This is a genomic window from Palleronia caenipelagi (genome assembly GCF_007004065.1).
GTDB classification, from domain to species: Bacteria; Pseudomonadota; Alphaproteobacteria; order Rhodobacterales; family Rhodobacteraceae; genus Palleronia; species Palleronia caenipelagi.
This window is the reverse complement of record NZ_VFSV01000078.1, coordinates 1-7,501: the sequence shown is the minus strand read 5'-3', so window position 1 is coordinate 7,501 and position 7,501 is coordinate 1. Positions and strand designations below refer to the sequence as shown.

3 protein-coding genes and 2 pseudogenes are annotated in these 7,501 nt (G+C 59.0%); 1 reads left to right on the top strand and 4 read right to left on the bottom strand.

All coding sequences use genetic code 11. The features are described from left to right. The 3 genes and pseudogenes from FEV53_RS19085 to FEV53_RS19075 all read right to left on the bottom strand — a co-directional run. Window positions 1-623: pseudogene (locus tag FEV53_RS19085) on the bottom strand (transposase); the annotation flags it as partial. 102 nt (window positions 624-725) lie between these two features. Beyond that, on the bottom strand, window positions 726-2,831 hold the full coding sequence (locus FEV53_RS19080) for an ATP-binding protein (RefSeq protein ID WP_185962334.1): 2,106 nt from the start codon (window positions 2,829-2,831) through the stop codon (window positions 726-728). 95 nt (window positions 2,832-2,926) lie between these two features. Next, the gene (locus FEV53_RS19075; protein ID WP_142836273.1) at window positions 2,927-6,001 is read right to left on the bottom strand and encodes an extracellular solute-binding protein; all 3,075 of its coding nucleotides are present in this window, start codon (window positions 5,999-6,001) and stop codon (window positions 2,927-2,929) included. A gap of 418 nt (window positions 6,002-6,419) precedes the next feature. Here FEV53_RS19075 and FEV53_RS19070 point away from each other — a divergent pair. Then, a pseudogene (locus FEV53_RS19070) lies at window positions 6,420-7,206 on the top strand (IS5 family transposase). Here FEV53_RS19070 and FEV53_RS19065 read toward each other — a convergent pair. Next, on the bottom strand, window positions 7,203-7,501 hold a 299-nt coding region (locus FEV53_RS19065), incomplete at its 5' end, for an integrase core domain-containing protein (RefSeq protein WP_142835984.1). The pseudogene FEV53_RS19070 and the gene FEV53_RS19065 sit on opposite strands and share 4 nt — an antisense overlap.

Sequence of the window (7,501 nt, the reverse complement as noted above, 5' to 3'; positions counted from 1 at the left end):
GGCTGAAGTCGGCGATCACGCAGAGAAGGCGGAACCGGCGGCCATCGGCGAGCGCATCCGACACGAAGTCCAGCGACCAGCGCTGGGGTTCGGCCCTTGCGGGATCGCCATCGGCGCCCTGGTTCCGATCGCGCGCTTGCGTCCGCCCCGTTTACGGATGGTTAACCCTTCTTCGCGGTAGAGCCGGTAGAGCTTCTTCCAGTTCACGTCCCAGCCCTCCCGCTTCAGCAGGATGTGCAGCCGCCGGTAGCCGAACCGCCGTCGCTCCGAGGCCAGCTCCTTCATCCTGGCCCGCAGCTGCAAACAGCTCTTCTCTTTCATGGCCCAGTCCACGGTTTTCTTCCCCGAACCAGGCCTCAGAAGGTTTTCCCGAGCATCTCTTTCAGCGTCGCCACATCCATCATCTGCTCCGCCAGCAGCTTCTTGAGTTTCGCGTTCTGAGCCTTCAGCGCCTTCTGCCGCTTGGCATCGGCTACTTCCATGCCGCCATACTTGAAACACCACTTGTAGGAGGTCGCATCGCTGATCCCGTGCCAGCGGCACAGATCAGCCGCCGTCGCGCCTGCCTGATGCTCTTTCAGTATGCCGATGATCTTCTCTTCGCTGAAAAGGCTTCTCTTCATCGTCTGTCTCCTCAGTTGAAGAACAGACTAACCTCAAAGCGCGGACCGGTCAGGGAAGAAGGTCAATGGGGCTGATCATGTTCGCAACTGATTGGTCGAACCTTATCCATTGGGAATGTCTTGGTCTGATCCCGTACGAAGCGCTTTTTCCAGAGCGATGATAAGATCATCCCGCCGAATGGGTTTCATCAGGCGGATATCCTCGGGTCGGAGCCCGTTGCCATGGACTGAGGCTTCCTGTGGGTAGCCGGACATGAACACGTAGCGCAGGGACGGATCGTTCCGGCGCAGCGTGCGCACGAGATCGGGCCCGGTCTTCTGTCCTGGCATCACGATATCGGTCAGAACCACATCTACCGACGGGATATCCTGCACCATGGCCTCGGCAGTGTCGGCATTTTCAGCAGCGCTGACCTGGTAGCCGGACAGGCGCAGCTGTTGGCTTAGAGCCAGACGCAAGGCGGGCTCGTCTTCCACCAGCAGGATATGGGCTCCTGCTGTTGGCGTGGGCGTTAACCCGATGCTCGTTTGAAGTCTCGTAGCTCCGCGCGACAGCGCGGGGAAAAAAAGTTTGAACGTCGTGCCGATCCCCGTTTCTGAATAAGCGCGGATCAAACCTCCGGTCTGATGCATGAACCCGTGCACCATCGACAGCCCCAGACCGGATCCTTTCCCGGGGGGCTTTGTGGTGAAAAAGGGCTCGAAAATGTGATCCAGATCCGCCTGATCAATGCCCGATCCCGTGTCGCTGACTGCTAACATCGTGTAGCGCCCAGGCCGGATCGGCGCTTGCCGGTCTTCAATATAGTTCTCGTCGACCACGACGTTGGCGGTTTCAATGGTCATCTCTCCGCCATTCGGCATCGCGTCCCGAGCATTCAACATAAGGTTTAACAACGCACTTTCAGTCATCGCCGCATCCGCCGAAACGTGCCAGGCGCCGCTTTGAAGGACCACTTCGATCGAGATATTCTCGGGGATGATCCGGGAACTCCAGTTCGTGATCTCATGCACCGTCCGGTTCAGATCGAGATTAACGGCATCAAGATGCGACTCGCGGGCAAAAGATAACAGGCTACGTGTGAGGGTCGCGCCGCGTTCACTGGCGGTGATGATTGGCGTGACATGCCGGATCACCCGGGAATCTTTTTGCTCCGCCTCCAGAAGCTGAGCGTTGGCAAGGATCACGCCAAGGATATTGTTGAAATCATGGGCAACTCCGCTCGATAACTGGCCGATGACCTCCATTTTCTGGGCTTCCTGCGCTGATTTCTGAAGCGCGCGGGCGTGGGTCACATCTGCGATCACAGCCGCATGTTCGTTTTGCCCCAAGTCGATCAGGGTCATCTCGTAGACGGACCCATCCCCGGAGTACTCCAGCTGAAAAACCGTATGCGAGGGTGCTGTGATCTGTGGCTTCAGTTCGCGCACGGTAAAACCCGGTGGTCTGAGCGACCGCAGCTTTTCCTCGACCGCATCCGAAGGCGTTCCGGCCCCGGGTGCGTCAGCCGCGAGCTCGGGATGAGAAATGCCGTAATCCTGCACCTGACCGTCTTCGCCGAAGTGACGGATTGCAATTCCGAAATCAGACAGGACTTCTGTCAGGATCTCGACCTGTCTGCGATTGCGCAACGATGTGGCCTCGATATCGGAAAAGGCCGTGTCGATGGCAACCGAGAGCTCACGGATCTCCAACGGCGCGTCCGCCTCTGAAGCTTGGAGATCCCGGCCCTCCCGGATGACGTTTCGATGCAATGCCCGGATCGGGCCTAGCAACCGGGCGCGCAAAAAGATGTAAATGGCAAAGGCAAAGGCCGCGAAAAGAGCGCCGGTGCCCAGAGACGCAACGATGATCCGCAGATAAGTATTCGGTCCGATCGCATGTTCGCGAACGAGATAAGTCGCGTTGGCCAGCCTGACCCCGGAGCCGTCCGTGATATCGAGCTTGACTGGCAACCAGCCCACCTGACGGGCGGTGATATCGCCATTTTCAGCAATGATCCTGCCAAAACGATTGACCACCTCAAAGGCCTTGATCTCAGGGTCCTGGGTCAGCAGCAAGCCGATGCGGGCGGCGCCCTCATAGTCGACGTCCGAGACCATATAAGACATCATCTCGTGATAACCGGTGAGCCTTTCGCGGGCTTCTTCAAGGGCTTGACGTCGCGCTTCCGCGAGATTGAGAGTGGCACTGATCAACACAGCCATCCCGACCACCACCGTTGCAACAACACTGATCTGAATGAGTAGCGTCCGATTGAGGGTCCGCTTCGGCCGAGCGTCCTGGCGGGTCGCGCGCCCGCTCATTCCGCTCCCTCACAGCTACACTCTCTGCGTTGGTAGGCGGCATTGAGGGCCGTCAGCAGGAGGTTCAGTCCGCGGTCATTCAGCTCTTCGATATAGGTGTCCCATTCTGTATCCACATCGCCGATACCGGCGATCCAGTCCATGGACCGCTCGGCCATGTATTCGCGCAGTGGACGCCAGTAGCGCAGGTAGATCCGCAATTCGCTCTCGTTCAGGGCCAGATGGGGCAGGGGGTCTGCCAAAAACGCGCCATCCTCATAAAGACGGATCCCTTCGAGAGCGATGTCGTTCATCCACTGCGCTTCGTAGGCAAAATCCTGTGGAAACCCGCGCGGAATTTGCGCTCCGTCTTTCAACAACAGGTCCACGACCGAACTCGGTCCATTCAGAATCTCCGGACGAAACACCGGGGCGCCGTCGATCAGGTCATAATGAACGCCATCGACGCCAAAATTCGCCAGCCTCCTGCCTTCGGGCGAGAACCAATAGTCAAAATAGCGAATGGTTTCGATGGGGTGAGGATTGGTGTGCGAGATCGCCCACCCATGGGGAAAGATCTGTGGCCGCTGTCGTTCTTCTATACGACGGCCCGAGGGCGATTGCGGCGGAGCGATGGGGCGCAGTTTGAATCCCGGGATCTCCTCTCCGATAATGGTATTATAGGCGGCGGTCGATCCGAACCAGTCATGGGTCATCCCGCCCAGATTGCTTTGTAAAATCGTGTCCCGGTCGCTGCCCGGGGCGTTGATGAGCGCAGGATCGATCAGTCCCTCACGATACCAAAGCGCGAGATTGCGGATCGCCCTTCGGTAGTTGTCTTCGGCGGCGCCGTGTCTGATGACACCGTCCTCGATATAGAAATCGAAAAACTCCGTCGATCCGCTGTTTCGGGCGTCCCAGAGCGTGACAAGGTGCAGGAGTTCCGATTGCAGACGGGCGAAAAAGGGGATCTCGTCTTGTTCGCCATTGCCGTTGGGATCGTCATTGCGAAAAGCCAGCAGAACGTCGTGCAACTCATCGACCGTCTGCGGCACATCCAGCCCGAGCGTGTCGAGCCAGTCCTGCCGGATGAAATAGCCGAGTGAATAGGCGCCGTCCGGAAAGTTAGGCACGTGATAGAGCTGCCCATCCAGCGCGCGTGCACCAGCCACAAGGTCGGGGCGGCTTTGCAGGAAATGGTTCAGGTGCGGCGCGTGGTCGGCTATCAGACTGTCCAGAGGCAGGAAAGCCCCCTGAACTCCCCAATATCGGATGGCATCCTCAATGTTGTTACCTCCGAAAATGTCCGGCATGTCGCCGGAGGTCAGAAACATGTTGATTGCGTCGGCGGGCTTTTCGGCCCGTTTCAGAGGCACATTGCGCAGTGCGATCCCGGTGCGGATGGCGGCTTGTCGCTCAACTGGCGTGTCTTCGTCATAGGTGTTGCGCCCCGAATAATCTCGAAAGTGGATGTTGAGGGTGATTGGTGGGTTGGCGATGGTCGGATCTTCAGCCGCCTCCGGAGGCGGGCTGATCCGGGTTTCAGGGGATGGTGCACAGCTGCAACCCTGCTGACGATATGCGGTGTTCAAAATCTTCAAGAGGTCCGGCAAACCCAGCGCGATGAGTTCGGCCTGATATGCACGCCACTCGTCGTCCACGTCGCTCTCACCCGACACCCATGCCGTCAGCCGCTCGCGCATGAAGTTCCGGATCGCGGGTGCCTTGAGGTCGTAAAATCTCTGATCCGCAGGCCGGAGAGAGATCGGCGGCAACGGCCTTTGCCAGAAGCCACCCGCCCGGTAGAGGTCCACCGCCTTGCGGCCTGCCGGAGGCAGAATGGCCCGATCAAAGGCCGGGTCTGGTGGATAGCCACGCGAAATGCGGGCTCCGATTGTGCGCATCTGCGTCTCGATATCTGCGGGTGAGAGCTTCTCAACCCCGCGGAGCACCGCCTCACCGCTGATCCGATCATACTGAACGCCCTCGATGCCGAAATTCGCCAGTGCTGCCCCTTCGGGCGAGAACCAGAAGTCGAAATAACGGATCGTGGCTTCGGGGTTCGGATTGCGGAACCCGATCCCCCACCCCTCATCCCTCAGCGTTGACCTGCGGGGCGGCCCCACACGATATCCGGTGACCGAGGCGGGTGGCGCCAAGACCTGCAGGCCGGTGGGCATACCCTCTGCACCCAGCGCGGCGGGATCGATCAGGGACATGCCCCATGGCTGATCCGCAGCGGGTGCAAGGTCGATCAGCCCTTCGCGCGCCCATTGTGCGAGATGCCGGACGCCGGTCCTGAAGGCTTCGGTCGTGTATCCATGGGTGATCCGCCCCTGTTCCATCCGGAAATCCGCAGCCAGACCCGAGCCTGAACCCCGACCGTCCCACAGCACCAACAGGTGATCCAGCCTTCCGGGCATCGTCATCGCCAGAGGCACGTCATCGCGCAGGCCATTTCCATCGGGGTCGCCGTCCCGAAAGGCCGTCAGAACGGCCTCCAGCTCGGCAACGGTGTTCGGCGGCGGCAGATCCAGCCGCGAGAGCCAGTCCTGGCGGATGACCCAGACGGGACCCGTTGGAGCCGGATCGATGACCGGGATATGGTAGAGCTTGCCATCATGGGCGCGGGCACCGGCAAGAGCGTCCTTGTTCGCCTCCAGATAGGTCGCGATATTGGGGGTATGCTGTGCAATCAGCGTATCGAGCGGCTGAAGCGCACCCTGAGGACCGAGCGAGTTGAACACCTCCCGGAGACCGCCTCCACCGAGAATATCGGGAAAGGTATCGCTGCTGATCAGGCTCTGCAGATGGTCCCGGGCCGTGTCGCCACTCTCCGGAAAGGTCACCGGCTCAAGCCGGACCCCGGTTCGTTCCTGAGCACGCTTTGCGATGGGCCAGTCCGGATCATGGCGCGCGCCGTCTGTTCCGTTCCGGAAATAGATCGACAGCTCCGTTTGCACCCCAAAGGATTCGCGCCCGTCTTGCGCAAAGGCTGGCAGCGAAGATGCCAAGATTGCCGAAAACCAAACGGCCCGCGCCCGGCTCCGGTGTTTGCAGAGTTTGCCTTGTCCTCGGTTATCTGCTGTCATTTGGCACGATCTCTTGGGAAAATAGCTACGCAGGCACCGCCACTGTTAGATGAGCCCGGCAAAGGCAGCCGCTGCAATAGGCGCAGACAAAACAGACAGAAATCCATACTGCCTAAGCTAGCACAGTGGGCGCTTGCAGAGGGAATTTTTCTTGTCGCAGCGAGAGTCATGACCCATTGATATCAGCTGATCCTTTTGGTTCACCGCATGAAAGCAAATATTTGAAATGTCTGATCTTTTATAGTTTTCCGATGCGCAGATTGGTCCGCCGGCCGTTGGATGGTCCGAGTTGATTGTTGGTGCATCGTGGGGCTCTGGTCCATTAGTACCGTGCATTCCGGCGCGGGTGGCCTGGGCTCAGGATGCATTGATTTGCGTTGCGCTGCGTTATTCACGCCTCCGAAAACGGAGTGGTGACATGATCGATCTCTTCTGGTTGACCGACGTGCAGATAGCGGGTCTGCAACCTGTCTTCCCCAAATCACACGGGAAGCCCTGGGTTGATGAAAAGCGTGTGGTGACCGGGATTATCTTCATCAATCGCAATGGCTTGCGTTGGCGTGACGCTCCTGCTGCATATGGACCGCACAAACCACTCTTCAGCCGCTGGAAGCGTTGTAGCGAAAAGGGCATCTTCGCGCGGATGATGGCCGGGCTGGCGCCGGAACACGGCGAGAAGACGACCGTGATGATCGACGCCACATGCCTCAAGGCCCACCGAACAGCGACCAGCATTGCCGCCAAAAAAGAGGGGCGTGGTCGCCTGATCGGTCGCACCAAGGGGTTCGAAGGAGGATGAAGCGGTCCAGTGGACAGTTTCACCTGAGAACGGAACACCAGGTTGCACGCCATTTGTGACAGCCAGGGAAGACCGAACGACCTGTTCGTCACCGTCGGACAGGGCAGCCGGCGCACGGGCACTGCTCACTGGCCTGCCAAGCGTCAAATGGCTCCTCGGGGATCGTGGCTATGACGCTGATTTGTTCAGAGAAGCTCTGCAGGAAAAGGGGATACGCGCCTGCATCCCGGGCCAGAAGAAACACAAGACGCCGGTCAGATACGACAAGCGGAGATACAAGCGGCGCAACCGGACCGAGATCATGTTCTGCAGGCTCAAGGACTGGAGGCGCGTCGCCACCCGCTATGACCGCTGCCCAAAGGTGTTTCTGTCTGCCACCGCTCTCGCAGCTCTCGTCATTTACTAGTTGTTCAGTCCCGGCATTTGGTGGATCGGATTTAGGATGAATCGATCTGGCTCTGAAGTCCAGATCTTGCAGATGTATTCGTAAGGCGTCAGCCCGCTGAGGGTCTTGAGCCTGCGGGCGAAGTTGTAGGCTGCCATGAAGTCGGCAAGGTGTGTTCGCAACTGGTCGTGATTTTCGTAGTGGAAGCGTTTGACCGTCGCCTCCTTGATGGTGCGGTTCATTCGTTCGACCTGGCCATTGGTCCACGGATGGTTCGGCTTAGTGAGCCGATGTTCGATCTCATTTGCCTCACAGA